The sequence below is a fragment of the Micromonospora sp. NBC_00389 genome (assembly GCF_036059255.1).
Taxonomy (GTDB): Bacteria; Actinomycetota; Actinomycetes; order Mycobacteriales; family Micromonosporaceae; genus Micromonospora.
Genome location: NZ_CP107947.1, coordinates 5,911,391 through 5,935,479, shown reverse-complemented (window position 1 = coordinate 5,935,479; position 24,089 = coordinate 5,911,391). Strand labels below are relative to the sequence as shown.

General features: G+C 74.0%; 30 protein-coding genes. 18 read left to right on the top strand and 12 right to left on the bottom strand.

Going from position 1 to position 24,089, the window contains the following annotated elements:
• Window positions 1–85: 85 nt before the first annotated feature.
• The gene (locus tag OG470_RS28145; protein WP_328417028.1) at window positions 86–844 is read left to right on the top strand and encodes a class I SAM-dependent methyltransferase; all 759 of its coding nucleotides are present in this window, start codon (window positions 86–88) and stop codon (window positions 842–844) included.
• Between the two features lie 21 nt (window positions 845–865).
• Here OG470_RS28145 and OG470_RS28140 read toward each other — a convergent pair whose 3' ends face one another.
• Complete coding sequence (locus tag OG470_RS28140) at window positions 866–1,822, bottom strand: DUF3500 domain-containing protein (protein WP_328417026.1); 957 nt, start codon at window positions 1,820–1,822, stop codon at window positions 866–868.
• A 32-nt stretch (window positions 1,823–1,854) separates the two neighbouring features.
• Window positions 1,855–2,247 carry an ankyrin repeat domain-containing protein gene (locus OG470_RS28135; protein WP_328417024.1) on the bottom strand — a complete coding sequence of 131 codons (393 nt, stop codon included), beginning with the start codon at window positions 2,245–2,247 and terminating at the stop codon, window positions 1,855–1,857.
• A 62-nt stretch (window positions 2,248–2,309) separates the two neighbouring features.
• Between OG470_RS28135 and OG470_RS28130 the strand changes: the two genes are divergently transcribed.
• The 8 genes from OG470_RS28130 (at window position 2,310) to OG470_RS28095 (ending at window position 7,444) form a co-directional block, all read left to right on the top strand.
• Window positions 2,310–2,687 carry a signal peptidase I gene (locus OG470_RS28130; protein ID WP_328417023.1) on the top strand — a complete coding sequence of 126 codons (378 nt, stop codon included), beginning with the start codon at window positions 2,310–2,312 and terminating at the stop codon, window positions 2,685–2,687.
• A gap of 110 nt (window positions 2,688–2,797) precedes the next feature.
• Window positions 2,798–3,253 carry a cysteine dioxygenase gene (locus OG470_RS28125; protein ID WP_328417021.1) on the top strand — a complete coding sequence of 152 codons (456 nt, stop codon included), beginning with the start codon at window positions 2,798–2,800 and terminating at the stop codon, window positions 3,251–3,253.
• A 46-nt stretch (window positions 3,254–3,299) separates the two neighbouring features.
• Window positions 3,300–3,788: a rhodanese-like domain-containing protein gene (locus OG470_RS28120; RefSeq protein WP_328417020.1), complete on the top strand. Its 489-nt coding sequence runs from the start codon at window positions 3,300–3,302 to the stop codon at window positions 3,786–3,788.
• A 51-nt stretch (window positions 3,789–3,839) separates the two neighbouring features.
• On the top strand, window positions 3,840–4,409 hold the full coding sequence (locus OG470_RS28115; protein ID WP_328417018.1) for a winged helix-turn-helix domain-containing protein: 570 nt from the start codon (window positions 3,840–3,842) through the stop codon (window positions 4,407–4,409).
• Between the two features lie 259 nt (window positions 4,410–4,668).
• Window positions 4,669–5,274 carry a winged helix-turn-helix domain-containing protein gene (locus OG470_RS28110; RefSeq protein WP_328417016.1) on the top strand — a complete coding sequence of 202 codons (606 nt, stop codon included), beginning with the start codon at window positions 4,669–4,671 and terminating at the stop codon, window positions 5,272–5,274.
• Window positions 5,275–5,315: 41 nt separating this feature from the next.
• Entirely contained in the window at window positions 5,316–5,960 is a 645-nt protein-coding gene (locus tag OG470_RS28105; RefSeq protein WP_328417014.1) for a uridine kinase, read from the top strand.
• Between the two features lie 164 nt (window positions 5,961–6,124).
• Window positions 6,125–6,523: a TraR/DksA family transcriptional regulator gene (locus tag OG470_RS28100; RefSeq protein WP_203178243.1), complete on the top strand. Its 399-nt coding sequence runs from the start codon at window positions 6,125–6,127 to the stop codon at window positions 6,521–6,523.
• 48 nt (window positions 6,524–6,571) lie between these two features.
• Window positions 6,572–7,444, top strand: coding sequence for a DUF72 domain-containing protein (locus OG470_RS28095; RefSeq protein ID WP_328417011.1), 873 nt, complete (start codon window positions 6,572–6,574; stop codon window positions 7,442–7,444).
• 22 nt (window positions 7,445–7,466) lie between these two features.
• On the opposite strand, the gene OG470_RS28090 is transcribed toward OG470_RS28095, so the two are convergent.
• Window positions 7,467–7,946: a DUF7919 family protein gene (locus tag OG470_RS28090; protein WP_328417009.1), complete on the bottom strand. Its 480-nt coding sequence runs from the start codon at window positions 7,944–7,946 to the stop codon at window positions 7,467–7,469.
• A gap of 142 nt (window positions 7,947–8,088) precedes the next feature.
• Here OG470_RS28090 and OG470_RS28085 point away from each other — a divergent pair, with 142 nt between their 5' ends.
• Together OG470_RS28085 and OG470_RS28080 are read left to right on the top strand one after the other, a co-directional pair.
• Window positions 8,089–8,274 (top strand): hypothetical protein, encoded by a 186-nt coding sequence (locus tag OG470_RS28085; protein WP_328417007.1) that lies wholly within the window; start codon window positions 8,089–8,091, stop codon window positions 8,272–8,274.
• Complete coding sequence (locus tag OG470_RS28080) at window positions 8,267–8,695, top strand: DUF2267 domain-containing protein (protein WP_328417005.1); 429 nt, start codon at window positions 8,267–8,269, stop codon at window positions 8,693–8,695. The genes OG470_RS28085 and OG470_RS28080 overlap by 8 nt, the downstream gene beginning before the upstream one ends.
• Before the next feature lie 34 nt (window positions 8,696–8,729).
• On the opposite strand, the gene OG470_RS28075 is transcribed toward OG470_RS28080, so the two are convergent.
• Window positions 8,730–9,518 carry a DUF72 domain-containing protein gene (locus tag OG470_RS28075; protein WP_328417003.1) on the bottom strand — a complete coding sequence of 263 codons (789 nt, stop codon included), beginning with the start codon at window positions 9,516–9,518 and terminating at the stop codon, window positions 8,730–8,732.
• A gap of 156 nt (window positions 9,519–9,674) precedes the next feature.
• On the opposite strand from OG470_RS28075, the gene OG470_RS28070 reads away from it, so the two are divergent.
• Together OG470_RS28070 and OG470_RS28065 are read left to right on the top strand one after the other, a co-directional pair.
• Window positions 9,675–9,980, top strand: coding sequence for a hypothetical protein (locus tag OG470_RS28070; protein WP_328417002.1), 306 nt, complete (start codon window positions 9,675–9,677; stop codon window positions 9,978–9,980).
• Window positions 9,981–9,989: 9 nt separating this feature from the next.
• A complete protein-coding gene (locus OG470_RS28065; protein WP_328417001.1) occupies window positions 9,990–11,264 on the top strand; it encodes a cupin domain-containing protein in 1,275 nt (424 codons plus the stop codon).
• A gap of 102 nt (window positions 11,265–11,366) precedes the next feature.
• Here the strand turns inward: OG470_RS28065 and OG470_RS28060 are convergent, their stop codons facing one another.
• From OG470_RS28060 to OG470_RS28040, 5 genes are all read right to left on the bottom strand, one after another.
• The gene (locus OG470_RS28060) at window positions 11,367–12,032 is read right to left on the bottom strand and encodes a hypothetical protein (protein WP_328416999.1); all 666 of its coding nucleotides are present in this window, start codon (window positions 12,030–12,032) and stop codon (window positions 11,367–11,369) included.
• Window positions 12,029–14,704, bottom strand: coding sequence for an FtsK/SpoIIIE domain-containing protein (locus OG470_RS28055; RefSeq protein WP_328416997.1), 2,676 nt, complete (start codon window positions 14,702–14,704; stop codon window positions 12,029–12,031). Before OG470_RS28055 ends, OG470_RS28060 begins: the two co-directional genes overlap by 4 nt.
• A complete protein-coding gene (locus OG470_RS28050; protein ID WP_328416995.1) occupies window positions 14,697–15,725 on the bottom strand; it encodes a hypothetical protein in 1,029 nt (342 codons plus the stop codon). Before OG470_RS28050 ends, OG470_RS28055 begins: the two co-directional genes overlap by 8 nt.
• Before the next feature lie 6 nt (window positions 15,726–15,731).
• Window positions 15,732–15,992 (bottom strand): hypothetical protein, encoded by a 261-nt coding sequence (locus tag OG470_RS28045; protein WP_130400840.1) that lies wholly within the window; start codon window positions 15,990–15,992, stop codon window positions 15,732–15,734.
• Window positions 15,993–16,144: 152 nt separating this feature from the next.
• Entirely contained in the window at window positions 16,145–16,537 is a 393-nt protein-coding gene (locus OG470_RS28040; RefSeq protein WP_328416994.1) for a hypothetical protein, read from the bottom strand.
• Window positions 16,538–16,678: 141 nt separating this feature from the next.
• Between OG470_RS28040 and OG470_RS28035 the strand changes: the two genes are divergently transcribed.
• The 3 genes from OG470_RS28035 to OG470_RS28025 are packed head-to-tail and all read left to right on the top strand — an operon-like array spanning window position 16,679 to window position 19,781.
• Complete coding sequence (locus OG470_RS28035) at window positions 16,679–19,231, top strand: ATP-dependent Clp protease ATP-binding subunit (protein ID WP_328416992.1); 2,553 nt, start codon at window positions 16,679–16,681, stop codon at window positions 19,229–19,231.
• Window positions 19,228–19,431, top strand: coding sequence for a hypothetical protein (locus OG470_RS28030; protein ID WP_328416990.1), 204 nt, complete (start codon window positions 19,228–19,230; stop codon window positions 19,429–19,431). Before OG470_RS28035 ends, OG470_RS28030 begins: the two co-directional genes overlap by 4 nt.
• Window positions 19,431–19,781, top strand: coding sequence for a DUF3140 domain-containing protein (locus OG470_RS28025; RefSeq protein WP_328416988.1), 351 nt, complete (start codon window positions 19,431–19,433; stop codon window positions 19,779–19,781). The genes OG470_RS28030 and OG470_RS28025 overlap by 1 nt, the downstream gene beginning before the upstream one ends.
• Window positions 19,782–19,834: 53 nt before the next feature.
• On the opposite strand, the gene OG470_RS28020 is transcribed toward OG470_RS28025, so the two are convergent.
• The 3 genes from OG470_RS28020 to OG470_RS28010 all read right to left on the bottom strand — a co-directional run bounded on the left by OG470_RS28020 (window position 19,835) and on the right by OG470_RS28010 (window position 21,811).
• Window positions 19,835–20,080 carry a hypothetical protein gene (locus OG470_RS28020; protein ID WP_328416986.1) on the bottom strand — a complete coding sequence of 82 codons (246 nt, stop codon included), beginning with the start codon at window positions 20,078–20,080 and terminating at the stop codon, window positions 19,835–19,837.
• A 71-nt stretch (window positions 20,081–20,151) separates the two neighbouring features.
• Complete coding sequence (locus OG470_RS28015; protein ID WP_328416984.1) at window positions 20,152–21,123, bottom strand: LysR family transcriptional regulator; 972 nt, start codon at window positions 21,121–21,123, stop codon at window positions 20,152–20,154.
• An 85-nt stretch (window positions 21,124–21,208) separates the two neighbouring features.
• Window positions 21,209–21,811 (bottom strand): hemerythrin domain-containing protein, encoded by a 603-nt coding sequence (locus OG470_RS28010; RefSeq protein ID WP_328416982.1) that lies wholly within the window; start codon window positions 21,809–21,811, stop codon window positions 21,209–21,211.
• A gap of 174 nt (window positions 21,812–21,985) precedes the next feature.
• Between OG470_RS28010 and OG470_RS28005 the strand changes: the two genes are divergently transcribed.
• Window positions 21,986–23,308, top strand: a complete 1,323-nt coding sequence (locus OG470_RS28005; protein WP_328416980.1) for a M20/M25/M40 family metallo-hydrolase — start codon at window positions 21,986–21,988, stop codon at window positions 23,306–23,308.
• Between the two features lie 58 nt (window positions 23,309–23,366).
• Window positions 23,367–24,029, top strand: a complete 663-nt coding sequence (locus tag OG470_RS28000; protein WP_328426653.1) for a hypothetical protein — start codon at window positions 23,367–23,369, stop codon at window positions 24,027–24,029.
• Window positions 24,030–24,089: the final 60 nt, after the last annotated feature.

Below are 24,089 nucleotides of genomic sequence, written 5' to 3'. Positions count from 1 at the left end.
AGTCGGGCACCCCGTGCGGACTCCGGCCGGCCGTTGCCGGCAAACCGGTTGCCGTCGGCGTGACCGGCCGGCCACGCTGTCCGCCATGAGCGACGAGCGTGACGTGGCCGAGCTGATCGCGGAGGCGGCCGCCGCGCCGGTGGACGGCTGGGGATTCGACTGGCTGGCCGGTCGGGCCACCGAGGAACGCCCGCCCTGGGGGTACGCCGGGCTGGTAGCCGACCGGATGGCGCACGCCGACGCGGCGCTGGACGTGGACACCGGTGGCGGCGAGGTGCTCGCCGAGGTCCCCCGGCCGCCGAGGCTGCTGACGGCCACCGAGGCCTGGCCGCCGAACGTCGAGGTCGCCCGGGGCACCCTGCGGCGGGTCGGCGCGACGGTGGTGGCGGTCACCCCGGATGCGCCACTGCCGTTCCGCGACGCCTCCTTCGATCTGGTGGTCAGCCGGCACCCCGTACGGACCGACTGGGCGGAGACCGCCCGGGTGCTGCGTCCGGGCGGGACGTTCCTGTCCCAGCAGATCGGGGCGGGCACCATGCGCGAGCTGAGCGAGGCGATCCTCGGCTCGTTACCGCCGCCGGATCAGCGACACCCTGAGCACGCCGTGACCGCCGCCCGGGCCGCCGGGCTGAGCGTGGTCGACCTGCGCCGGGCCACGTTGCGGGCGGTCTTCCACGACGTCGGCGCGGTGGTCTGGTTCCTGCGCAAGGTCGTCTGGACGGTGCCGGGCTTCACTGTGGACCGCTACCGCCCCCAGTTGCTCGCCCTGCACCACCGGATCGCCACCGAGGGCCCGTTCGTGGCCCACGCCCAGCGTTTCCTCATTGCGGCCACCCGTCCCTGACGCCAGCCCGCGCTCCATCCGTCAGTGCGGGTGGGGGTGGGTCTGGTGGTGGGCGGCCAGGACGTCGGCGCCGAAGTCGCTGGCGGGGCGACGCAGCACGGTGTGCGCGTGGTTGCCGTCCTCGGTGGTGTTGTCGTATTCGATCAGCAGGTCGTCGCCCTGGACCCGGTAGTAGTGCCGCTGCCCGGGGCGGGTGGGGCCGGCCCAGGCGAAGTGCAGTTGGCCGCCGTCGAGTCGGCCCGCCTCCCGGATGGCCAGCTCCGGCGGCAACCGGTCCAGGTAGAGCGCGACCACCTGGTCGAGCAGCGCCCGGCCGGTCGGCCCCAGCCGGCCTGCCGGCACGCCGAGCGGCTCCAGCGGCGCGTCGACCCGGCCACGGGTGGCGCTGATGATGTCCGCCGGTGCCTCGTCGGCGATGATCGCCGCGGCCCGCTCGGCCGGCCCCAGCGCGTCGAGCAGGGCCCGGGCCAGGTCCTCCTCGATGCCGAGCGGCCGGGAGACGGGGCGGCCGGCGTACCGGACCGCCGCCGGGTTGGCGCCGAAGAAGATCGGCGCGGGGGAGACCTGGTCGTCCACCACGGTCATGTTCACCGACAGGTGGTGCCCCTCCAGCCGCCACGCCCAGCGGTCGTCGCGCGCCGGATCGCCGAACACGGCGATCCAGTAGTCGCCGCTGTGTCGCCCGCGATGCCAGCCCTCGGCCCGGTCCAGCACCTCCTCTAGTGCGACGATCGCCATCGCCTGCGCGTACGCCGACGGGCTGAGCGCGGTGGCCAGCAGCCGGTGCGCGGCCTTACGCCCGGCGATGTCCAGCTCGGCGAGGCAGGCGCCGGGTCGGGGCCGGGGCCGGTACTCCAGCCAGCGTCGGGCCGCCTCGTCGTCGAACGGGCGCACGGCCTGGTCGCGGGCCGCCGGGTCGAGCGCGGCCAGCAGCGCGGTGGCGGCGGCGCGCATCTGCTCGGGCAGGGGATCTTCCATCGGCTCTGTATACCGGCCCGCCGGGGCTGGCGTCAGCCGGCCCGCAGGAGCGCCGTCATCTCCGGCAGGTCGAAGAACTGCGCGGTCTCCGCGGCGGACGGGTTGCCGTGCGCCGGGTCGGCGCCGGCGGCGAGCAGCGCGCGGACCGCCTCGGTGCTGCTGCGGAAGACCGCGGCGGCCAGCGCGGTCTGGCCTCGGTCGTTGGTCCGGCTGTGGTCCGCGCCGCGGGCCAGCAGGGCGGCCACCGTGGACGGGTGGGCGTGGTACGCGGCGAGGATCAGCAGCGTGTCGCCCTTGTCGTTGGTCAGGTTGACCGGCAACCCGGCGTCGAGCTGCGCCGCCAGTTCCTCGGTGGAGCCCGCCCGCGCCAGGTCGAACATCCGGTGCGCGAACGCCAGCGTCTCGGCGTCGAGGTCGTCGGTCACCGGTCCAGGTTAGTCGCCCGGGCCCTGATAGGTTGCTCGGCCGGCGCGTTGGGGGAGGTCCGTTGGGTGAGACGGTGTACGTGGGCAACGCCGGTGTCGACGGTGCCGGCAACGCGGGTTGGCTGCTCGGGCACTTCGCGCTGCCGGGGGAGATCCGGCACAGCACCGACGTCGAGGTGAAGTGGGGTGTGCACCCGCCCGGGGAGGCCCGCTCGCGGTGGGCGACGGGGGAGCGGCGGACCAGCCTGCTCGTGCTGATCGAGGGGCGGTTCCGGGTGGAGTTGCCGGACCGGACGGTGCGGTTGGCCGCGCCGGGCGACTACGTGGTGTGGGCCCGCGGGGTGGACCACTCCTGGTACGCCGAGTCGGCCTCGGTGGTGCTGACCGTGCGGTGGCCGTCGCTGCCCGGCTACCGGGTGGATCCGCCGGTCCTGCGCTGAGCGTCGCCGCGTCGAGGCCGGCGTCCCACCAGACGGAATTACCTACTAAACCTATAGGGTTTGACGGCTAGAGTACGGGGGCACCCGCCGAACGACCCGCGAGGACCACCATGAGCCACCACCGCCCGGAGCCCGATCTGCTCACCGTCGCCGCCCGCTGGGTCGACCAGGCCCACTGGCCGGTGCCGCTGTGCTTCGACCCCGACGAGCGGTGGTACGCCCGGCTCGCCAGCGGTGCCGACCACGAGGTGTGGGCGCTGAGCTGGCTGCCCGGGCAGGGCACCGACCTGCACGATCACGGCGGTTCCGCCGGTGCGTTCCGGGTGGTCGCTGGCGCGCTCACCGAGGAGACGGTCGCCAGTGGCCGGTTGCGTCCCCGCCTGCTGGCCGCCGGCACCGGTCGCCGCTTCGGCCCCCGGCACGTGCACGTGGTGACCAACCGGGGCACCGAGCCGGCGGTCAGCGTGCACGTCTACCGGCCGGCGCTGGTCCGGATGACCCGCTACCACCTGCTCGACGGGCGGCTGCGGGTCGCCGAGGTCGCCGAGGCCGGCCGCTCCTGGTGAGCGGCGGGCAGCCACGATCCACCCCGATCATCGGAAGGAACCGAGAATGCAGGTAACCGCCGAGCGCTGTCCGGCCCCCGTGCCGCCCCCGGGCTCCCGGGGCATCGACGAGATCCTGGCCGCCGCGCGTGCCCGGCTCGACCGGCTGGACCCGGAGCGCGCGCATCTCGCGTACCGGCGCGGGGCGCTGCTGGTCGACATCCGCCCGGCCGCCCAGCGGGCCGCGCACGGCGTCGTGCCAGGCTCGCTCGCGATCGAGCGCAACGTGTTGGAGTGGCGCTTCGACCCGCGCTGCCCGGCCCGGCTCCCGCAGGCGGTCGACTACGACGTGCCGGTGGTGATCCTCTGCCAGGAGGGCTACACCTCGTCGCTGGCCGCGGCCGCGTTGCAGGACATCGGCCTGCACCGGGCAACCGACGTGGTCGGTGGCTTCGCCGCCTGGCGGATCGCCGGCCTGCCGGCCCTCGGCCCGACCGCGCTGCACCGCGCGTCCCCCCTCGCGTCCCCGGTCACCGCCGGCCCGGCGCGCCGCTGACCGCCACGCCGCACCGCGCGTGGCGGGCGTACCGCCATCTCAGGAGGCACCATGTCCGTCGTCGCCATCCCCACGCGCCCGCACCGCCCGGCGGCTCGCCCCGCCCGCCAGCGCACCGGCCCGACCCTGACCATCACCCTCGACCTCGCCCCGGGGCCGCTGAGCCCCCGGCTGGCCCGGCTGGTGCAGCTGCTCGGCGAGCTGGCCGAGTCGGGGGAGGGTCGGCTGCGCACCGTCGACGACGTCCCGCCGGCGCCGCGACCGGTCCCGAGCCCCACCGCCGGGGCGTCCGGCGACGAGCCGTCCGACGTCGACGACACGGACCAGGTCCGCATCCTGGCCGGCTCGCGGATCGTCCGCCGGGGCGACCGGGTCATCCCGCTGACCCGCATCGAGTACGAGCTGCTGCTGTTCCTGGCCGAGCGGCCGCGCCGGGTCTTCACCCGCCTCCAGTTGCTGTCCAACGTGTGGGGTTACGAGCACGCGGTGGCCCGGACCGTGGACGTGCACGTCCGTCGGCTACGCGCCAAGCTGGCCGACACGCCGGTCGTCACCACCGTCTACGGCGTGGGTTACCGGTTGGCCGACGAGGCGCGGATCAGCGTGGACCGCAGCCGCTGAGCACCGGCCGGGGGCGGCCCGAAGGTGACCGGACCAGCCACGATGAACCGGGCGGGGACCCCCGTATCGGGTCATCTCGGCGGCTCTGCTGTAATCATCTGGCTTCGTACGCAGAGCGAGCACTCGGCTCCGATGTGTTCGTCAATTGTCACATTCATGCAACGCAGCCGCCTCTTGACCCTCGCCCGGGTGCCGGGAAGCATCGATGAAGCGGCGTCCCGGGCCGTGGGGAGATACCCGGACCCAGCCAAGGAGGACCATGTCGGTCAGCCCCGCCTCGTCGCGCGCCGGATGGCATACGTCCCAACCCGCGGTGCCCGGTCGACCTCCCGGCGGCCAACGCCGCCCGGCGAACACCGCCGCGCCCGTGCTCACCGTGACGCTGTCCATCCCGCTCGCCTGTGAGGAGTCGCTGACCCCGCCGGCCCGCCGCCTGCTCGAGGCGGCCCGTGAGCTCCTGGAGCGGGGCGAGGGCGTGATCATCAGCTCCGTTCCGGCCGAACGTCGCGCCGAGGCGGTGCCGGCCAACCGGTCGCCGGCCCGGCCGCTCACCCCGACCATCCCCGCCCTGCACATCCTCGCCTCGTCCCGGTCGGTGCTCCGCGACGAGGAGCCGCTGCCGCTGACCCGGCTGGAGTTCGACCTGCTGCTGCACCTGGTCGCCCACCCCCGCCGGGTGTTCACCCGACTGCAACTGCTCAACGCCGTCTGGGGCTACGAGCACGCCGGGGTCCGTACCGTCGACGTGCACGTGCGCCGGCTGCGCGGCAAGGTCGGCGTGGACGTCCCCCTGGTCACCACCGTCTACGGCGTGGGCTACCGCCTGGCCGACGACGCCCGGGTCACCATCGACCGCACCGGCTGACCGGCGCCACCGCCGCGCCCGGCGCGGGGCAGGATGGTCCGGTGCGCATCCGACCCATCTCGCCCGACCTGCTCGTCACCGAGCTGACCGGCCGGTTGGCCGACGCCGCGACCGCCGGGCCCGCGCGGCTACGGGTGGCGGTGGACGGCGCCCCGGCAGCCGGCCCGGACGAGCTGGCCGCCGCACTGGTCGATCCGTTGCGCGCCCGGGGCCACCCGGTGCTGCACGTACGTGCCGCCGACTTCCTCCGGCCCGCGTCGCTGCGCTTCGAGTTCGGCCGGTCGAACCCGGACGCCTACTACGAGGGCTGGGTGGACGAGGCCGGGCTGCGCCGGGAGGTGCTCGACCCGGCCGGCCCCGGCGGCACCGGTCGGCTGCTCCCCTCCCTCTGGGACGCCACCGCCGACCGGGCCAGCCGCGCCCGCTACGTCGACCTGCCACCCGCCGGCGTCGTCCTGGTCAGTGGCGCGTTGCTGCTCGGTGGCGGCCTGCCCTTCGACGTCACCGTCCACCTGGCGCTGTCCGGAGCGGCGCTGCGCCGACGTACCGAACCGGCCCAGGACTGGACCCTGCCGGCCTTCGACCGGTACGCCGAGGAGGTCGTCCCGGCCAGCTTCGCCGACGTGGTGGTCCGGGCCGACGACCCCCGCCGCCCCGCGCTCGTGGAGCCCGGCGCCGACGGCTGACAGTGGCCGGAAATCGCCGGTTTCACCGCCTGCCCGGGCGGGTACTCGCCCGGCTCACAGAGCACGGGTGACCGCCCGTGCACCGGATACGACCGTGACCGGGGCCAGACGCCGCCGGCATCCCGGTTCACCTTGAGCCCCAGGCCCAGGAAAGGCAGGCAGCGATGCTCGTCCACGACACGGTCGGTACGGGCCGTTCCCAGACGGAGATCGACCAGATCCGACTCTCCCTCCAGGCGCGCTACGACGAACTGACCGCGGAATACGAGCAGGCCGTCCTGCAGAGCCAGGTGCTGCGGCTGGTGGAGGTCGGCGACACCGCGGGCGACGACCAGGCCGACAGCGGCACCAAGACCGCCGAGCGGGACACCGCGCAGTCCCTGCTGCGCACCATCCTCGACCGCCGCGCCCAGTACGAGCACGCCCTCGGCCGGCTCGCGGAGGGCACCTACGGCTGGTGCGAAGGCTGCTCGGCGGCGATTCCGGTGGAGCGGCTGGAGATCTTCCCGTCCGCCACCACCTGCGTGACCTGCAAGCAGACCCGCGAGCGGCGGGCAGCCTGAGCCACGCCAGCGGTTGCCGGTCGGTCCACGACGCGATGGACTCCACCCATGGGTGACATTCTCGTGGGCACCGCGTCCTGGACCGACCGCACACTGCTGGACTCGGGGTGGTATCCGCAGACCGCCGACAACCCGGAGAAGCGGCTGGTGTACTACGCCCGGCAGTTTCCGCTGGTCGAAGTGGACGCCACCTACTACGCGCCGCCCGCCGAGGCGACCGCGCGGCTCTGGGCCGAGCGCACCCCGGCCGGCTTCACCTTCAACATCAAGGCGTTCAGCCTGCTCACCGGGCATCCCACCCGGGTCAGCGCGCTCTACAAGGATCTGCGGCCGGAGACCGACAAGAAGAACGTCTACCCCGACGACCTGCCCGCGCAGGCGTACGAGGAGGTGTGGACGCGCTTCCTGTCCGCGCTGGACCCGCTGGTCGAGGCGGGCAAGCTGGGCGCCCTGCTGTTCCAGTTCCCACCCTGGTTCACCATCAAGCGGGACAACAAGCAGTACCTGCTGGAGGTGGCGAAGCGCTGCGCGCCGCTGCGACCGGCCTACGAGTTCCGGCACGCCTCCTGGTTCGACGGCGCCAACGCCGACGAGACACTGGCCTTCCTGCGGCAACACCGGCTCCCGTACGTCTGCGTGGACATGCCGCAGGGCCACCGCTCGTCGCTGCCCCCGGTGCTGGCCGCCACCGCGGACCTCGCGGTGGTGCGCTTCCACGGCCACAGCGACAAGTGGACCAGCAAGGACATCCACGAGAAGTTCGGCTACCACTACTCCAAGCGGGAGCTGGCCGACTGGGCGCCGAAGCTGCGCGAGCTGGCCGACGAGGCCGGGCAGACCCACGTGCTCATGAACAACTGCTACCGCGACTACGCCCAGACCAACGCCAAGACCCTGACCGGACTGCTCGACACCGACTGACCGTCGCCAGGGCGGCCGACCCCTACTCGATCTCCAGACGCTCCGCGTCGTCCGGAATCCACGGGAAGGGGACGTCGGGCCAGCGGGCGGTCGCCCAAGCGTCAAGGTCCACAGCCAGGACAGCTTCGATGAAGACCGCAGGCGGCTGGTAGTGATGCGCGGCGACGTAGTGACTGATCAGGAAGGGAGCGGCGTAAGCGACGCCAGCTGCCCCCGGGATACGGACTTCCCCGTTCCCGTCGTGGATCTCGTCCGGCGGGCACAGATCGCACTCATGCATCCCCAGGCAGACGTTCATCGACTGCACGGCCTGAACATCGCCCAGCTTCTGGACGAACACTGCCGGGACCGGGCCCATCCGGTACGGCCTACCGGCCTCCAGCCACCCGACGTTCAGTCGCAAGTACGAAGGGCGGAAGCTGAGGCTGCGGAAGCCGGACTCCCTGTCCGTGAACTCGTCTTCGGCCAGGTACTCGTACGCTGTGAGGTCCCCGTAGAACATCCGCGCATTATCGCCGGGCTAACCAGGGTCGACTCACCCGATTGGGGTGGGGCCGGGTCACCCGACCCGCAGGGAGAGTGGACGCGGTGGGTACGGCCGCCGAAGGGTGGCTGACGCCGGAGACGACACGGAGGTGACGGGGATGACGGTTCGACTGGTGGCGGATAGACGGCGTGGTGCCGTCCTGCACGTGGTCGGTACGGCCGACAACGCCCGGCGCGCGCCGCAGGGCAGCCCGGTGCGGGCCCGACGAGGGCCGGTGGGGCCACCGCGTCGCAACGACGAACGACGGTGGGACACCGCGGAACGGGGGTCGACCGATGGCTGAGCAGATGATCTCGGCATTCGACTCCTCGCTGGACAAGACGAACCTGATTCTCAAGGACATCGAGAGCGCCTACGGCTGGCCGAAGGACCAACGCAACCAGTCGTACGCTGCGTTGCGCACGGTGCTGCACCTGCTGCGTGACCGGTTGCCGGTCAACGAGAGCGTGGAGTTCGCCCAGCAGTTGCCGGTGCTGGTCCGGGGGATCTACTTCGACGGCTGGAACCCCTCGGACGTCCCGATCAAGCTCAACCGGGACGACTTCCTCTACGAGGTCCGCCAGGGCTTCCCGTACGACGTGGAGGGCGGCCCGGAGCGGGTGACCCAGGTGGTGTTGGACACGCTGCGCCGGCACGTCACCCAGGGCGAGTGGCAGGACGTGAAGGACACCATGCCCAAGGACCTGGCCAGGATGATGCCCTGACGCCGTGAGCCCGCCCGACAGCCGTCGGGCGGGCTCAGCCGTCGGTCGGGTCGCCGCCGGATCGCGGCGCCGCGGACGGCACCCGGGACACCGGGTGGCCGGCCCGACGGGCCAGCGCGGCGAAGGCGACGGCATCCACGATGGCGGCGCCGCCCGGGTCGTTGTTGAAGTAGACGTACGCCGGCTCGTCCGCGTCGAAGACATCGGCCAGCCGGCGTACCCAGGAGCCGAGCGCGGTGCGGCCGTACCGGGGCCAGGGCCGAGCCCGCCCCTCGTGCAACCGCAGGTAGCCGAAGTCGGTGGTGCGCCAGAGCGGGGCGACCGGGCGACCCATCCGGTCCGCCCAGACCAGCGCCGCCCGCCGGCGTTCCAGCACCGCCCGGGTGGCGTCGGTCCACCAGGACGCGTGTCGTGGCTCGACCGCCACTCGCACCTCGGCCGGGAACAGCCGTAACGTCGCGTCGAGCGCGTCGACGTCCGCCCGCAGGTTCGGTGGCAGTTGCAGCAGCACCGGGCCGAGCCGGTCACCGAGCGCGGTGGCCCGGCCCAGGAACCGGGCCACCGGCTCGGCCGGGTCACGCAGCCGCTTGATGTGGGTCAGGTAGCGGCTCATCTTCACCGCCACGCAGAAATCCGCCGGTGTCCGAGCCCGCCAGGCGGCGAAGGTGTCCCGCTCGGGCAACCGGTAGAAGGCGTTGTTGACCTCGACGGTGGCGAACCCGGTCGCGAAGTGCTCCAGCCAGAGTCGCTGCGGAAGCCGCTCCGGATAGAAGTGGCCCCGCCAGTCCCGGTACTGCCAGCCGGACGTGCCCACCAGGATCACCCCTCCATCCTGGCACCGACCCCCGCCGCCGGCGAACCGCCCGTGTCGCCCCGGTTCGACGTCTACGGTGGGGTTAGAGAAGATCGCGAGTGGGGTACCACCCGCTGCACGACGGACCCCGGCGTACGGCGGGGCGGCACATCCGAGGGAGTACCAATGGCACTCAACGATGACGACATGCAGACCACTGGCGGCGGCGGTCTGGAGGGCCCGGCCGACGGCGGTGCGACGCCGGGTCAGCACGACGGTGGCGCGGACGGTAGCGCGGAGGGTCCCGCCGACGGCGGTGCGACCCCTGGTCAACACGACGGTGGCGCGGACGGCAGCGCCGAGGGTCCCGCCGACGGCGGTGCGACCCCTGGCCAGCAGGACGGTGGCGCGGACGGTAGCGCGGAGGGTCCCGCCGACGGCGGTGCGACCCCTGGCCAGCAGGACGGTGGCGCTGACGGCAGCGCCCGGTAAGGCGCCGTCGTGACGCACCTCGACCCGCCGGGCGGGCACCACCGCCCGGCGGTTCCGTCCGTGACCGCCGCCGCGGCGCTTGCCCGCTGCGTCTCGGTCGAACCGGCCAAGTTCGCCGCCGCGCACTGGGGCCGCACGCCGCTGCTGTCCCGCGCCGCCGAGCTGCCCGATACGGCCGGCTTCACCGACCTGTTCAGCCCCGCCGACGCCGACGAGCTGCTCAGCCGGCGCGGTCTGCGTACCCCGTTCCTGCGCGTCGCCAAGGACGGGCAGTTGGTCCCGGCGGCGCACTGGACCGGCGGCGGCGGCGCCGGCGCCGAGATCGGCGACCAGGTGCTCGACGAGCGGGTCCTGGAGCAGTACGCCAGCGGCGCCACCCTGGTGCTGCAGGGCCTGCACCGGATCTGGCCGCCGCTGGTCGACTTCGCCTGCGACCTGGGCCTCGCGCTGAGCCAACCGCTGCAGATCAACGCCTACCTCACCCCGGCGGGCAGTCAGGGCTTCGCCACCCACTACGACACCCACGACGTGTTCGTGCTCCAGGTCGACGGCCGCAAGCACTGGCGGATCCACCCGCCGGTGTTGCCCGACCCACTGGAGAAGCAGCCCTGGGGCGGACGCGCCGACGAGGTCGGGGCCACCGCGCAGGGTCCCGCCGCGCTCGACGTGGTGCTCGCCCCCGGCGACGCCCTCTATCTGCCGCGCGGCTGGCTGCACAGCGCGCAGGCGCAGGACGCCAGCTCGCTGCACCTGACCGTGGGCATCCGGGCACTGACCCGCTACGCCCTGGTCGAGGAGCTGCTCGCGCTGGCCGCCGAGGACCAGCGACTGCGGGCCAGCCTGCCGTTCGGCACCGACGTCGCCGACCCCGACGCCATCGAGCCGGAGCTGACCGAGACCGTGGAGGCACTGCGGGACTGGCTGCTGCGCGCCGATCCGGTCGCCGTCGCGGCGCGGCTACGCCAGCGTTCCTGGCCGGCCGCCCGACCGGCGCCGATCCGGCCGCTCGCCCAGGCCGGCGCGCTGGCCGCACTGGACGCCGACTCCCGGCTCACGCTGCGCCCGGGCCTGCGCTGGCAGCTCGTGCCACACGGGCCCGACACGGTGGCACTGCGGCTGTTCGACCGCACCATCACTTTGCCCGCCGACTGCGAGCCGGCGGCCCGCGCGCTGCTCACCGGCGTGGCCACCCGCGTCGGCGACCTGCCCGGGCTGCCCGACGACGCCGACCGGGTCACCCTGGCCCGTCGACTGCTGCGCGAGGCCGTCCTGGTCCCGGCCTGACCAACTGTCGCGATTCGGCGGCGTGGCGGGTGAACGTGCCCGACACAGCGTGCCGGTCGCAGTGTCGGGTGGCGGCTGCCCCGGGAACCGCCCAACGTCGGATCAGCGGCCGAGGATCAGCAGCAGCGCGGTGGCGAGCAGGCCTGCGCCGAGCACCACGGTGATCGGCCGGGGCCCGAGCACCGCGTGCCGGCGGTCGGCCAGCACCCGGGCCGGCACCACGCCGACCAGCGGCCCGATCAGGGTCACCACCAGCGCCAGCACCGGCATCCCGACCGCCAGATCGCCGCCGTACCCGACGCCGAGCGCTCGGGCGCCGGCACCCAGCGCGTACGCCAGCATGGCGCCGGCCACCCCGCAGAGCGCCAGCAGCGGGTTCACCGAACCCGGCAGCTCGCCCGGTTGACCGGCCCGGTCGAGCAGGTCACGGGCTCGGCTGAGCAGCAGCGCCGGGTTGGTGGCCCCGCCGTTGGCCGGGGCGGGCGGGCCGCCGAGGCGGCGGGCGCCGGCGCCGAGCCGCTCGCGTAGCTGCTGCCACAGGTGCGCCACCTCGGCGTCCACCCGTTCCTGCTCCTCCCGGGCGGCGACCAACTCCTCCTCGGCCCGCTGGACCTGTTCGACGGCGTCGGCGACGGCCCGGTCGGCGGCTGCACACTGCCGGTCGCACCAGGTGTGCGCCTCGGCGCGCTGCTCGCGCACCCGGGCGGTCAGCTCCGCCAGCCGCCGCAGCTGTGCCGCGTACGTCTCACTGGCCACCGGTTGGTTCATCGGGACGGTCCATAGGGGATGACCACCTGTCCGGTGCGGTGCACCGCCCGGTCGAAGAAGAGCCCTCGCCACGGGCGGGGATACCAGTCCGGGCCGCCGGTGCCCGGGTAGAGCGATGCGCCCAGCTCGCCGCCGTGCGCGTCCAGCGCCACCCAGGCGCCGATCTGGTCGGTGCGGGCGGCCGGCCCGCCCAGGTCGGCGCGCATCCGGGCCACCCCCCGCCACCAGGCCAGCACGTGGGTCCGCCGTTCCGGGCCGTCGTGCAGGATCCGGCGCAGCTGCTCCAGGCCGGTCCGCTGGCCCGACCGTGCGGCCAGCGCGCCGGCCGCCGCGTCGACCGCGAACAGCAGCAGGTAGTGGGGGCTGCCTGGGCCGGTCAGCCCGTCGGCTGTCTCGGCCATCAGCTCGCCGACGGTTTCCTCGTCGTACCAGGCGGCGTCGTCGGCCAGGTCGTCGTAGAGCGCTCGGGCCATCGGGTCGGCGTCGGAGTCCAGGCAGGCGATGGAGAACCGGGCCGTCCCCGGCGGGTGCTGGCGGGCCAGCGATCGAGCGGCCGCGTCCAGCACCGCGCACGCCTCGTCCACCCGGGTGCCCAGCACCGCGAGGTTGCGCCCGGGAGCGCGTGGCAGCCGGAGCACCGCCGAGCGGGCCTGCACGTCGATGATCTCGCCGAGCAGGGCCACCGGGCTGCGCGGGGCGGTCCCGTCCGGCGGCGCGGTGAGCGCCCGGAAGTCCGGGGCCTCCACCAGCCGGGGGATCGCGTCGCCGTCGAAGAGCCGGGCCGGCGCCGCGTCCGGGGGACGCATCCGCCACAGGCGGTTCTGCAAACCGCTCCACGTCTCCCAGTCGCTGGCCGACGGGATCCGGGCGATCTCGTTGCCCTCCACCATGCCCGACTCGGCGTTGACCACCGCGTGCCAGCGGGGCAGCGACTGCGCCGCGTCGTTGCGCTCGGCGAGGATCCGCAACGCCTTGGGCAGTGCGATCCGCAGGGTGAACTGGGCGACCAGCGCCGGGCGACCCCACAGCGCCTCGATGCCCCGCACGTCCTGCGAAGCCAGCACCAGGTGGATGCCCTGCGACCGGCCCCGCCGGGCCAGGTCCTCCAGCAGGTCGGCCGCCTCTCGGGCGACCACGTCCCGGCCGGCCAGCAGCATCTGGAACTCGTCGACCACCGCGACGATCCGTGGCCAGTGGCCGGTCGGGTCGACCGCGCGTAGCTCGGCCAGCTTGGTCACCTCGTGCTTCTTGGCCGCGTCGGCCCGCCGACGCAGCTCCTCGGCGAGGAAGCGCAGCAGGGCCAGCCCGAACTCCCGGTCGGTGTTGACGTTGATCCCGACCAGCCGCATGTGCGGCAACCAGCTCGGGTCGCGTCGGCCCTGCGCGAACCGGGCGAAGGACACGCCCTCCTTGAAGTCCAGCAGGTAGAACTCCAGCTCGGCGGGGGAGTAGCGGGCTGCCAGCGCGCCGATCCAGGCGAAGATCAGGTTGGTCTTGCCGGTGCCGGACGGCCCACCGATCAGCGCGTGCGGCGGGTAGTCGCCCAGCGTCAGCCGCACCGGCCGGCCCTGTGGCCCCTCGCCGATCGGGGCGGACAGCCCGCCGGAGGAGTCCTCCCGCCACATCAGCTCCGGTGGCGGCAGCAGGTCGGCGAACGGCGTCGGCGGCGGGCCGGCGTTCACCCGGGCGGCGGTCTCCCGGCAGGTCTCGGTGACCAGCGTCGCCGGCGGTGGCGGGTCCAGCCGGACCGGCAGGCCGGACGGGCCGCCGACCCACGCGCCGGACGCCTCGGCCACCACCCGGGTCACCGTCGGATCCTCCGGCAGCGGCACGCCCCGGACCACCAGGTGCACCCCGCAGGCCGCGCCGGCCCGCACCACCCGCTCCAGTTGCCCGCGCTCGTGCCGGTTCAGCTCGTCGCCGCCGAGCAGCACGGCCACCCGCCACGGCTCGGGTCGGCGGCCGGTCGCCGCGGCCAGCTCCCGCAGCGAACCGTGCTCGCCGGCCAGCACGGTCTCGTTGATGCGGCGGATCTGCTCGACCAGGTCGTCCAGCAGCGGGCCGAGCCCGCCCGGGCCGACGAAGGTCAGCAACCCGGCGGTGCCCAGCGGGGCGAACCCGGCCAGGCCGCCGCCGAGGTGCTCCGGGTCGTACCCGATCAGCCGGACCGCGCCCGGGTCGGCGCGGCCGACGGCCCGCAGCAGCAGCGCGGAGACCACCGCGTCGCAGCCGGTGCGGTCGTCCCCGGAGAGGTGCACGTGCCCGGCGTCGAGCAGCGGCACCAGCGCGGGCACCGGGTCGACGTCGTCGATCCGGACTGTGCCGATCCGCAGCGCTCCGGGCGGCTCGGCGCGTCTGGTCGGCGTCGGCGTCCACCCCGGCCAGTCGGCGCCGGCGCAGCCGGGTGCCTCCCGGCGGGCGGCGTCGGCGGCCTGGCGGGCCAGTTCGGCGATCCGGGTGGAGTGCCGGGCGTCGATCTCGCCCAGCCGACGGTCCCGTTGGCCGCCCACCCGCTCCGGTACGGCGGTAGCCGCCCGACGGACCCGGGCCAGCCGCTCCCGCCCGGCGGTCAGCTCGGCCTGCGCCGCGGACAGCCGGGTACGGGTGGCGCCCAGCGCCTCGGCGAGAGAGTCCCGGACCCGGGCGGCCAGTTGGCCGCGCCGGTCAGCCATCGGAGCCCCGGCGGCGCTGCGGTGCCGGCGCGTCCCGCCACGGGCTGCCGGCGCGTGGCGGCAGCGAACCGGAGCGCTGCCGGCCGACACCGCCGGGCTGCCGTACCGCCCCGCCGGGGCGCTGCTCCGCGCCACCGGGCTGCCCGACGGTGGCCGGCTGCGGGTCGGCGGTGGGCTGTGGGCTGGTGGTGGGCAGGTCGCGGCCCAGCCGGGCGAGCAGCAGCCCGGTCGCCACCCCGGCGGTCACCGCCGAGTCCGCGGCATGCGCCGGCTGGCCGGAGTCGCGCGGCGGCGGCATCCGGCACACCCGGGTCAGCAGCGTCTCCAGCACCGGCGGCGGCAGCCCGGGCAGCAGGTCGCGGACCCGCCCGTCCAGCTCCCCGCGCAGCCGGCCGAGGTCGGTGGCGCGCGGCGGGTGCCCCAGCAGCTCACCGGCCAGCTCGCGCAGCAGCGGCGGCGTCAGTGCCGCCATCCCCAGCCCCACGTCGGCCGGGGCGCGGCGCAGTTCGGTGCGCAGCCGGTCCCGGTCGCCGGCGCGTACCCCGCGCACGACCCGGCGCAGCAGCTCCTGGGAATCGTCCAGCCGTTCGTCGGGCTCGTCGGTGCCGCTGTCACGCCCCCCGGTCAGCTCCGCCACCCGCACCGACCACCAGCGGCGCAGCCGGACCTGCTCGGCGGGCTCCGGAGCCACGGTGGTCGGGCCGCCCGCCGGCGGCGTGTCGTGTCGGGGTTCGCGCGGCTGCGGGCGAGGCGCCTGCGCACCGTCCGCGCCCAGCCCGATCGCGGTCAGGTACGCCGACAGCTGTTCCTGCGCCACCCGCAGCGCGTAACCGGCGCTCTCGGCGTGCTCGGTGGCGGCGGACAGCTCCGGCACCCCCATCGGGTTGGCCGACTCCTGCCGTACCCAGCGCAGCCGCTCGGCGGCCAGGCCGAACTTCTCCAGCGCCTGCCCGAGCAGGCCCACCGGAAACTCCTCGCTGGCGGCCCGGACCTGCCCACCGACGTCCTCGATGATGGACACGGCGGCCTACAGGGTGGCGACGTAGAGCTGCGCCTGCTCCACCGCGACCAGTGTCGCGGCGAGACACTCCTCCAGCTCCTGGCTGGCCTGGGTCAGCGACGCCTGGGCCGCCTCCACCGTCTCGTGCCCGCTGCCTTCCAGCGCGCCGGCCAGGGTCTGCTGCGCCTCGGACAGCTTTTCGCCGGCTGCCTGCACGGCTGTCTGCCCGTCCCCGATCTGTTGGAGGGCGACATCGATGGCAGCCTTCAGCTCGGCGACGCTCGCCACGGCGGAACCTCCTGGGGGCGGGGAGGTCTCCATTAGAGCCTATCGGCGTCCGTGGGAGAACATCCGCCCTGTCGGTGTTCCTGCCCGGCTGTCCGGTTGTCACCTGGAAGCGCCGGGAGTCCGTTCTGTGGGAGTCCCAGTGCGAGAGTTTGTCAACTCGTGGCGGGTGCGTCGCGTAGCCACCGGGGGCCGTACACCTCGGCGCCCAGGGCGGTGACCCGGTCGCGCAGCTCCCGGTCGGCGGTGACCACCAGCCGGCGGCGCTGCGGGGCGGCCTCCACCAGCTCGACCACGCTGTCGTCCCCCGACCCGGCGGCGGAGACCACCCGGACGCCGTCGGTGCCCGGCACGTCCCGCGCGGCCCCCTCAAGGACCAGCACCACCTCGATCGGGGCGGCCAACCGGGCCGGCAGCCCGGTGCTGGCCACCGGCGCGAGGGAGTCGCGCAGCCGGGCGGCGGCCCCGGCCCGGTCCCGCCACCACCCGTTCGGGCGGGAGCCCACGACGTTGGCGCCGTCCACGATCAGCAACGGGGTTTCATTCATGCCGCCAGCCTCCCACTACCGGCCGGCGCAGTCCCGCCGCCACTCCACAACGTCGGTGCGCCGCCCACGTGCGGCGTTTGTCAGGGCGAGCGCCGGGTAGCCCCTGGCGACCGTGCCGCGCCCAACTGCGGAGGAGACACAATGGGACCCGGTGACTTCGGCTCCGACCCGTGGGATGAATTCCTGGCCCGGTATTTCGGGCGGGGTGAGGGAGGACGCCGACCTGCGCACCGGGTCGACATCACCCGGCTGATGACGGCCGACGCCCGGGAGATGCTCGCCGACGCGGCCCGGCGGGCCGCGCAACGGCAGAGCAGCGACCTGGACACCGACCATCTGCTCTGGGCGGCGTTGCAACGCGAACCCCTGCGCGACCTCGTTCGCCGGGCCGGCGCCGACCCGGACACCCTGCTCAACGCGCTCGGTGGGCGGGGCGACGGCGCGCCGCGCGGAGAGGTGCCGCCCAACCTGTCGTTGACCCCGGCGGCCAAGCGGGCGCTGCTGGACGCCCACCAGCTGTCCCGGGCGATGGGCGCCAACTACATCGGTCCCGAGCACATCCTGATGGCGCTGCCGCTGAACCCGGAGTCGCCGGCCGGGCGGATGCTGGCCGCCGGCCGGATCCAGCCCGAGTCGTTGCAGGCCGCCAACGCCGAGCGCGGGCCGATGACCGGGCCGAAGCCCGACCGCGGCACCCCCACCCTGGACCAGTACGGGCAGGACCTCACCGACCTGGCCCGCGCCGACCAGATCGACCCGGTGATCGGGCGTGCCGACGAGATCGAGCAGGCCGTGGAGATCCTCTCCCGACGAACCAAGAACAATCCGGTGCTGATCGGTGAGGCCGGCGTGGGCAAGACCGCCATCGTGGAGGGCCTGGCCGAGCGGATCTGCGACGGGGACGTGCCGCAGACCCTGCTCGGCAAACGGGTGGTCCAACTCGACCTGGCCGGCCTGGTCGCCGGGACCCGCTACCGGGGCGACTTCGAGGAGCGCCTGAAGAAGGTGATCGACGAGATCCGGGCGCACCGGGACGAGCTGATCATCTTCATGGACGAGATCCACACCCTGGTCGGGGCCGGTGGCGCCGGCAGCGAGGGCGGGATGGACGCGTCCAACATGCTCAAACCGGCGCTGGCCCGCGGCGAGCTGCGGGTGATCGGCGCGACCACGCTGGACGAGTACCGCAAGAGCATCGAGAAGGACGCCGCGCTGGCCCGGCGCTTCCAGCCGGTGCTGGTGCCCGAGCCGAGCGTCGACGACACGATCGCCATCCTGCGCGGGCTGCGCGACCGGTACGAGGCGCACCATCAGGTGCGGTTCAGCGACGAGGCGCTGGTCGCCGCCGCCGAGCTCTCCGACCGGTACGTCACCGACCGGTTCCTGCCGGACAAGGCCATCGACCTCATCGACCAGGCCGGCGCCCGGGTCCGGCTGCGCACCCGCACCCCCGCCTCCGACGTGCGGGAGCTGGAGCAGCAACTCGACGAGGTACGCCGGGACAAGGAACAGGCCGTCGCCGACGAGCAGTACGAGCGGGCCTCGACGTTGCGCGACCGGATCGCCGAGCTGGAGGAGCAGGTGCGCCGCGCGAACGGCGACGACGGCGGCACCTCCCAGGTGCCCGAGGTGGGTCCGCAGGAGATTGCGGAGGTGGTCTCCCGGGCCACCGGCATCCCGGTCAGCCAGCTCACCGAGGAGGAACGGGACCGGCTGCTCCGCCTGGAGGGGCACCTGCACCAGAAGGTGATCGGCCAGGACGACGCGGTCACCGCGGTCGCCGAGGCCGTCCGTCGCTCCCGTGCCGGTCTGGCCGACCCGGAGCGGCCGATGGGCAGCTTCCTGTTCCTCGGTCCGACCGGTGTGGGCAAGACCGAGCTGGGCCGCGCCCTGGCCGAGGCGTTGTTCGGCGAGGCGGACCGGATGGTCCGGGTGGACATGAGCGAGTTCCAGGAGCGGCACACGGTCAGCCGGCTGGTCGGCGCCCCACCCGGGTACGTCGGCTACGAGGAGGCCGGCCAGCTCACCGAGGCGGTGCGCCGCCGCCCGTACGCGGTGGTGCTGCTCGACGAGATCGAGAAGGCCCACCCCGACGTGTTCAACATCCTGCTCCAGGTGCTCGACGACGGGCGGCTGACCGACAGTCAGGGCCGCACGGTGAACTTCAAGAACACCGTACTGATCATGACGAGCAACCTCGGCTCCGAGCTGATCACGGGCAGCCAGCGCAGCGTCGGGTTCGGCACCGGCGCGCCGGGCAGCGAGCAGGAGAGCGACGAACTGCGCGAGCGGCTGATGCGCCGCCTGCAGGAGAACTTCCGGCCGGAGTTCCTCAACCGCATCGACGAGGTCATCATCTTCCGCCGGCTGGAGGCCGAGCAGCTACGCCAGATCACCGGACTGCTGCTGGAGGAGACCCGCCGCCGGCTGCACGCCCAGGACATCCAGGTGGAGTTCTCCGCCGCCGGCATCGACTGGCTCGCCGAGCACGGCTACCAGCCGGAGTTCGGTGCCCGCCCGCTGCGCCGGGTGATCCAGCGGGAGGTGGACAACCACCTGTCGCGGATGCTGCTGGAGTCGGCGATCTCACCCGGGCAGAAGGTCATCGTGGACGCTCGCGACGGCCAGCTCACCTTCGACGTGACCGCGGGCGAGCGGGGGTACACCGCCGCCACGACCTCGCACCCGCGATGAGCGGGGCGGCGCGGCGACCGGAACCCGAAAAACCGCGCGAGCCCGCGGAACCCCGGGACGAGGAGGACCATCCCGACCCGATCCTGGCGCCGCCCACCGCGAACCCCAGAAGGACGCGGGTGCCGGCCGAGGGCCTGCACCCGAAGACCGACCAGGACGACCCGGAGACGTCCGGGCCGCCGCCCGGAGAGGAGACCTGATGGTACGCGAGGCTCGGCTCGACCCCGAGGTGGAAGTGCTCTGGGAGGACTTCCACGCCGAGGTCAACGTTCCGTCGGAGCAGCTGCGCACCTGGCTGCTGACCCGGGGTTCCGGCGAGGAGTCGTTCGGGTCGAACCCGGACCTCGACCTGCCACAGCCGGGTCGGGAGATCCTCAAGGTGCTGAACAAGCGCAAGGTCGACCTCACACCGGAGGACATCGAGGTGATGCGGGAGGCGATCGACCGGATCCGCGGCCTGATGGACGCGAAGCCACCGCGCGGCAACGCCGACGACGACTGGCGGCACTCCCTGCTCGACCTGGGCCACGACCCCCTCGTCGAACGCTGACCGGCCACGCCGACGGTGCCGTCCCCACGCAGGGACGGCACCGTCGCGTCAAGCTATTGGCCCTGGTCGGGCTCCATGCTGCTGATGGTCAGCCCGGCCGCGTCGGCGGCGGCGTCCCGCTCGCCGCGGGTCCGGTCCTCCCGGCTGAGCAGGTTGGCGTACTCGGTGACGTCGGCCGGGTCGGGCACCTCCGGCAGCCGGCGCAGGAACGCCTCCACCTCGCGGGTGGCGGCGGTGTGCGCGGCGGCCGCCTGGCGGAGCAGCTCCCGGTCGTCGGCTGGCGGGTAGAGGTCGGTCATATCCGCCAGATACCCGGCCAACGGCGGTTCGCACCGCCACCGGCCGGCCCATTACCGCCTGCCCACCCGGGTCACACCCCGCTGGGCTGCCGGACGCCGAACCCGGGATTGCGCAGCTGCCAGGCCAGGTAGGCGGGATGCGGGGCCAGCGAGTCGGTGTACGCCGCCTTGGCCGTCTCCAGCACCAGCTCGGCGCCCTGGGCGGCGGGGGAGTCCGGGTGCCAGCCCAGCAGCAGCCGCCAGCGCAGCGGTATCCCGGCCAGCCTGCGGGTGACCAGCCCCGCCACCGGGCGGAACGTCGCCTGGCAGAGCGCCACCGCCTCGCCGGCGTCCACCAGGTCCACGCAGCCGCGCACGTCGGTCTCGTACAGCTTGCGGGGGGTGAAGCCGGCACGGGCGCAGGCGGCGGCGAAGCAGTCGCCGAAACAGCCGTCGCCCGGCGCGGCCACCCACTGCTCGTGGCGCAGGTCCACCAGGCGCACCTCGTCGCGCTCCGCGAGCGGGTGGGTCTCCGGCAGCAGCACCAGCACGGGGTCGACGGCCACCTCCCGCCAGCTCAGCCCGGACTCGGCCGACGGGACGGCGTCGCCGCACACCCCGGTGAGCGCGAAGTCCAGCCGGCCGCCGGCCACCAGCTGCGCCAACTCGTCCACCGACCAGGAGGCGTACGTGGTGATCTGCGCGGGTGGCTGCTCGGCGGCCAGTCGGTGCACCAACCGCCCCAGGATCGGGCTGTTCACCCCGCCGAACCGGTACCAGCGGGGCGCCTCAGCGGCACCGGCCAGCCGGGCCGCCTCATCCTGCAGGCCCTTCATCGCCGGCAGCAGCACCCGGGCGCGGGCCAGCACCAGCTCACCGAGCGCGGTGGGCCGGGCACCGCGCCGGTCCCGGTCGAACAGTGGCCCGCCCAGTGTCCGCTCGATTCGCTGGAGCTGGGCGGTGAGCGCCGGCTGGGCCAGGCCGAGCGCCGACGCCGCCTTGGTCACGCTCCCCGTCTCCGCGATCGCGCAGACCACCCGCAGGTGTCGCAGCTCCAGGTTCATACGGTGACGGTAGGACCACGCCGCAGCCGGCGGAAGGGTCCGGGCGGATCGGTGAGATTGAATATATGGCTGGTGTCGCCGCGCCTCAGTCGCGAGGTGGCTCCGGCAGGTCCGCCAGGTACGTCGGTCGCCGGGTCACCGCGTCGAGGACTTTGTCCACCACCCCGACCGCCGGCTCGACGATCCGGTTCCACGGCGGGGTGGCCGGGGTGCCCGGGTGGGGCCGGGTCGGCGCCGCCTCCTCGGCGATCTCCAGCCGGTTGCCCAGCCGGATCAGCTCCTCCTCGGTGGCCACCGCGCGCAGCTCGGCAACGAGACCGCCCACGCCCTCGACGTGCCGGCGGACCCGCGCGGCGACCTCGGTCAGCGTCTCGTCGGTCAACCCCTTGAGGGTGGCCAACAGCGCGGCGTCGGCGTTGATCTCGGCGTCCACCCGCTCGGCTACGTCGGGCAGCGCGGACCGCACCGCCGGCAGCAGGTACTGCTCCTCGGCGGAGAGGTGCCGCGACAGCGCGGCGGTGAGCACGGGCAGCCCCTCCTGCGGCGTGGCGTCGGGGCCGTTCAACTGGGCCAGCAGCGCCAGCAGTTGCTGGTGCTCCCGGTCCACGATGTCGGCGATGCTGCGCCCACCGGGCCGGTAGCCCTCCTCGGGCGTGGGCGGCAGTGGCGGCAGGGGAACGGCGGACATGGTGCCCTCCTCGACTGGCGGGCGGAAGCTCCGGCAGGCAACGTGCGGTCGTCGGCGGCGGTACCCGATCCCGCGACCCGCGAAACCGTCACCCGCATCCGCCGGTCTGGATGCCCGGGTCCGCCGCGCCGGTGCGCCGGCCCGCCGACCCGGTGGGGCTGGTATGAAGAGGCGATGACGAGCGACTCCCCCCGACCGGACCCCACCGCCGAGGTCGTGGACCTCTGCCGCGACCTGCTGCGCATCGACACCACCAACACCGGGGACAACGACACCAGCGTCGGCGAGCGCCGCGCGGCCGAGTACGTGGCGGAGAAGCTCGCCGAGGTTGGCGTGGAGTCCGTGCTGCACGAGTCCGCTCCGGGCCGGGCGAACGTGGTGGCCCGCATCCTCGGCACCGACCCGAGCCGGGGAGCGCTGCTGGTGCACGGGCACCTGGACGTGGTGCCCGCCGACGCCGACGAGTGGTCGGTGCACCCGTTCTCCGGCGAGCTGCGCGACGGCTACCTGTGGGGCCGGGGCGCGATCGACATGAAGGACTTCGACGCGATGGTGCTCGCGGTGGTGCGGCACTGGCAGCGCACCGGCGTCCGGCCCACGCGCGACATCGTGCTGGCGTACACGGCCGACGAGGAGGCGGGCAGCGACTACGGCGCACGCTTCCTGGTGGATAACCACCGTGGCCTCTTCGACGGCTGCACCGAGGCGATCGGCGAGGTCGGCGGCTTCTCCTACTCGGTCGACGAAAGCCAGCGGCTCTACCTCATCGAGACGGCCGAGAAGGGCATCGACTGGCTGCGGCTGCACGCCAAGGGCCGCCCCGGGCACGGCTCGATGATGCACGACGACAACGCCGTCACCGCCCTGGCCGAGGCCGTGGCCCGGATCGGCCGGCACCGCTTCCCGGTGGTGGTCACCGACACCGTACGGGCCTTCCTGGAGGAGGTCTCCGACGTGCTCGGCGTCGAGCTGGACCCGGAGGACCCGGAGGCGGCGATCGCCAAGCTCGGCCCGATCGCCAACATCATCGGCGCGACCATCCGCAACACGGCCAACCCGACCCGGTTGAACGCCGGCTACAAGGACAACGTCATTCCCGGCCGGGCCACCGCCACCATCGACTGCCGCAGCCTGCCCGGCCAGTCGGAGCTGCTGGAGCGGCAGCTGCGCGAACTGGTCGGCCCGGACATCGCCATCGAGTACGTCCAGCGGCAGCCGGCGCTGGAGACGACCTTCGACGGCGATCTGGTCGAGGCCATGTCGGCGGCGCTGCGGGCCGAGGACCCGGGAGCGCGGCCGGTGCCGTACATGCTCTCCGGTGGCACCGACGCCAAGGCGTTCTCCCAGCTCGGCATCCGCTGTTTCGGGTTCGCCCCGCTGCGACTGCCCGCCGATCTGAACTTCTCCGCGTTGTTCCATGGCATCGACGAGCGGGTTCCGGTGGACGGACTACAGTTCGGCGTGCGGGTGCTCGACCGGTTCCTCCGCACCTGCTAGCCGCGTCCGGCAGCTGCAGCCGACGCGCAACCTCCCCATCGTGAAGGGACTGCCCCACATGACCGACCAGCACGGTGAGCTGGACGCCGCTCTCGAGCGGGTGATCGAAGCGGCCCGCCACCACCTGGCCGCCGTACGTGCCGCGCAGGGCCGCGTCGACGACGACGACGTCTGGCAGGCGTACGTGGCGTTGAACAACGCGTCCTACGCCTACGACGAGCGGCTGCTCGACGCCTTCGGCGAGGTGACGCCGTGGGATGTCGACTCGATCGACCCGGACGAGGCCGACGAGCGCTTCGGAGGTGTCGAGGGTGCCGAGGCCAGCGACCCGCACCCCCGGGTGATCTCGGTACGCCAGCGCCGCGACTACCGGGTGCCGAGCGTGTCCGCGCTGCTGCGGGTGGCCGAGGTGGCTCGCCGCGAGGGCACCCCCGAGGACGACGAGCCGGCGCCGGTGGAGGGGGTCGGCGAGGCGGTGCTGGAGCTGCTGCAGAGCGGTGACGGCTCGCTCGGCGCGCTGGACGTCCCCGAGCTGGAGCCGCTCGACGGGGTGGTCATGGTCAGCGAGGTGGGCACCCCGGTCGACCTGGAGTCGTTCGACGACGACGACCCGGCCGGTCCGTTCCAGCCGGCGGCCGACGACCGGTTGGTCGGCAGGCTCGACGAGCACCCGTTCCTGGAGCTCGACGACGACCACGACCACGCCGGGCACCAGCACTAGCGACGAGCACCCCCGGGCCCGATCGAGCGCTGATCGGGCCCGGGGCACGTGCCGTCGGCC

Excerpts from the sequence above, each read along its gene's own strand:
- OG470_RS28145 (WP_328417028.1), top strand. The coding sequence starts at position 86 with ATGAGCGACGAGCGTGACGTGGCCGAGCTGATCGCGGAGGCGGCCGCC.
- OG470_RS28140 (WP_328417026.1), bottom strand. The coding sequence starts at position 1,822 with ATGGAAGATCCCCTGCCCGAGCAGATGCGCGCCGCCGCCACCGCGCTG.
- OG470_RS28125 (WP_328417021.1), top strand. The coding sequence starts at position 2,798 with ATGAGCCACCACCGCCCGGAGCCCGATCTGCTCACCGTCGCCGCCCGC.
- OG470_RS28120 (WP_328417020.1), top strand. The coding sequence starts at position 3,300 with ATGCAGGTAACCGCCGAGCGCTGTCCGGCCCCCGTGCCGCCCCCGGGC.
- OG470_RS28115 (WP_328417018.1), top strand. The coding sequence starts at position 3,840 with ATGTCCGTCGTCGCCATCCCCACGCGCCCGCACCGCCCGGCGGCTCGC.
- OG470_RS28110 (WP_328417016.1), top strand. The coding sequence starts at position 4,669 with ATGTCGGTCAGCCCCGCCTCGTCGCGCGCCGGATGGCATACGTCCCAA.
- OG470_RS28100 (WP_203178243.1), top strand. The coding sequence starts at position 6,125 with ATGCTCGTCCACGACACGGTCGGTACGGGCCGTTCCCAGACGGAGATC.
- OG470_RS28095 (WP_328417011.1), top strand. The coding sequence starts at position 6,572 with ATGGGTGACATTCTCGTGGGCACCGCGTCCTGGACCGACCGCACACTG.
- OG470_RS28090 (WP_328417009.1), bottom strand. The coding sequence starts at position 7,946 with ATGTTCTACGGGGACCTCACAGCGTACGAGTACCTGGCCGAAGACGAG.
- OG470_RS28085 (WP_328417007.1), top strand. The coding sequence starts at position 8,089 with ATGACGGTTCGACTGGTGGCGGATAGACGGCGTGGTGCCGTCCTGCAC.
- OG470_RS28080 (WP_328417005.1), top strand. The coding sequence starts at position 8,267 with ATGGCTGAGCAGATGATCTCGGCATTCGACTCCTCGCTGGACAAGACG.
- OG470_RS28070 (WP_328417002.1), top strand. The coding sequence starts at position 9,675 with ATGGCACTCAACGATGACGACATGCAGACCACTGGCGGCGGCGGTCTG.
- OG470_RS28060 (WP_328416999.1), bottom strand. The coding sequence starts at position 12,032 with ATGAACCAACCGGTGGCCAGTGAGACGTACGCGGCACAGCTGCGGCGG.
- OG470_RS28055 (WP_328416997.1), bottom strand. The coding sequence starts at position 14,704 with ATGGCTGACCGGCGCGGCCAACTGGCCGCCCGGGTCCGGGACTCTCTC.
- OG470_RS28040 (WP_328416994.1), bottom strand. The coding sequence starts at position 16,537 with ATGAATGAAACCCCGTTGCTGATCGTGGACGGCGCCAACGTCGTGGGC.
- OG470_RS28035 (WP_328416992.1), top strand. The coding sequence starts at position 16,679 with ATGGGACCCGGTGACTTCGGCTCCGACCCGTGGGATGAATTCCTGGCC.
- OG470_RS28030 (WP_328416990.1), top strand. The coding sequence starts at position 19,228 with ATGAGCGGGGCGGCGCGGCGACCGGAACCCGAAAAACCGCGCGAGCCC.
- OG470_RS28025 (WP_328416988.1), top strand. The coding sequence starts at position 19,431 with ATGGTACGCGAGGCTCGGCTCGACCCCGAGGTGGAAGTGCTCTGGGAG.
- OG470_RS28020 (WP_328416986.1), bottom strand. The coding sequence starts at position 20,080 with ATGACCGACCTCTACCCGCCAGCCGACGACCGGGAGCTGCTCCGCCAG.
- OG470_RS28015 (WP_328416984.1), bottom strand. The coding sequence starts at position 21,123 with ATGAACCTGGAGCTGCGACACCTGCGGGTGGTCTGCGCGATCGCGGAG.
- OG470_RS28010 (WP_328416982.1), bottom strand. The coding sequence starts at position 21,811 with ATGTCCGCCGTTCCCCTGCCGCCACTGCCGCCCACGCCCGAGGAGGGC.
- OG470_RS28005 (WP_328416980.1), top strand. The coding sequence starts at position 21,986 with ATGACGAGCGACTCCCCCCGACCGGACCCCACCGCCGAGGTCGTGGAC.
- OG470_RS28000 (WP_328426653.1), top strand. The coding sequence starts at position 23,367 with ATGACCGACCAGCACGGTGAGCTGGACGCCGCTCTCGAGCGGGTGATC.